This is a genomic window from Streptomyces roseifaciens, from assembly GCF_001445655.1.
GTDB lineage: Bacteria > Actinomycetota > Actinomycetes > Streptomycetales > Streptomycetaceae > Streptomyces > Streptomyces aureoversilis.
In genome coordinates this window covers 1-1,729 of record NZ_LNBE01000001.1, presented here as the reverse complement: position 1 = coordinate 1,729, position 1,729 = coordinate 1, and the positions used below count along the sequence as shown (strand labels likewise).

Annotated in this window: 1 protein-coding gene; it reads left to right on the top strand. The window is 68.8% G+C overall.

Going from position 1 to position 1,729, the window contains the following annotated elements:
• Positions 1 to 1,729, top strand: a 1,729-nt coding sequence (locus AS857_RS00005) for a condensation domain-containing protein (protein ID WP_245699511.1), incomplete at both ends; no start/stop codon positions are given.

Here is a 1,729-nt window from a genome sequence, read left to right as displayed (position 1 = left end):
GGCGAAGGCTGAGCGGTCCGAGCGGCCGGGTGCCCGTGGCCCGCGCTCGGCGCAGGAAGAGATCCTCTGCGGCCTCTTCGCCGAAGTGCTCGACACCCCTGTCGTCGGCACGGACGACAACTTCTTCGCCCTCGGCGGACACTCCCTCCTCGCCACACGCCTCATCAGCCGCATCCGCACCGTCCTCGGCGCAGAACTCGGCATTCACGACCTCTTCCGCTATCCGACGGTCGCCGGAATCGCCGACCGGTTGGCTGCCGCACCGGTCGAGGCCCGTAGGGCACTGACGGCTCGGGAGCGTCCGGAGATGCTGCCGCTGTCGTCCGCACAACAGCGGTTGTGGTACCTGGAGCGCTTCGAGAAGCAGGGTACGTACCAGGTTCCGCTCGCCTTCCGACTGCGGGGCCGGGTGAACGTGGCTGCTCTGCGGGCGGCGATCAGTGACCTGGTCGGCCGGCACGAGACGTTGCGTACGGTGTTCCCCGCCATCGACGGTCGGCCCTACCAGCGGGTACTCGACGCCCGCGACGCCCACGTGGACTTCACGGTGCTGGAGTGCGCAGACCAGGAGGAACTGGCGCAGCGGCTCGGTGACGCGGCACTCGTACCGTTCGCATTGGAGCGGGAGATCCCGCTGAGGGTCACGCTGGCCACGGTGGGTGACGCTGAGTCGGTGCTGCTGCTGACCCTGCACCACATCGCGAGCGACGGCTGGTCCGAGGAGCCGCTCCTCGACGACCTGGCGACCGCGTACCGGGCCAGGTGTGCAGGTGGCGCACCGGTCTGGGAGCCGCTGCCGGTGCAGTACGCCGACTACACCCTCTGGCACCAGGAACTCCTCGACGAGGTCCTGGACGATCAGCTCGCCTACTGGGCGGAGGAGCTCTCCGGCGCGCCCCAGGAACTGGCGCTCCCGACCGACCGACCACACCCTGTCGCACCCAGTCACGAGGGCGGGCTGGTGGAGTTCGCGCTCGATGCCGACCTGCACACCCGCCTGGACGACCTGGCCCGCCGCCACGGCGCCACCCTCTTCATGGTCCTGCAGGCCGCCCTGGCCACCCTCCTCTCCCGCATGGGCGCGGGCAGCGACATCCCCCTCGGCACCGTCGTCGCCGGACGCACCGACGAAGCACTCGACAATCTCGTCGGCTTCTTCGTCAACACCCTCGTCCTCCGCACGGACGTATCCGGCGATCCGGCCTTCGCCGAGCTCCTCGAACGCGTCCGCGACACCGACCTCGCTGCGTTCGCGCACCAGGACGTCCCGTTCGAGCGACTGGTCGAGGAGATCAACCCCGACCGCTTCAGCTCACGCCACCCGCTCTTCCAGGTCCTTCTCACCCTGCAGAACAATGCGGCTGGTGAACTGGATCTGCCGGGCCTCACGGCGGCACGGGAATCGGTTCACGCGTCTCCGGCGAAGTTCGATCTGAACGTCGAATTCGAGGAGGAGTGGGACTCCGAAGGGCGGCCGGCAGGTATCCGCGGCGGTATGGAGTTCGCCACGGACTTGTTCGACCAGCCGACCGTGCAGCTCCTCGCGGACCGGATGGTACGCGTGCTGGAGGGAGTCGCTGACGCCCCGGAGGCACCGATCGGATCGTTGCAGGTCTTCGAGTCGGTGGAGGCGGAACAGGCCTGCCTGGCACGAGCCGAAGAGATGCGGTCCGGGCTTGTGCAGGAGAAGACCGAGGATGCGGCGAAGGCTGAGCGGTCCGAGCGGCCG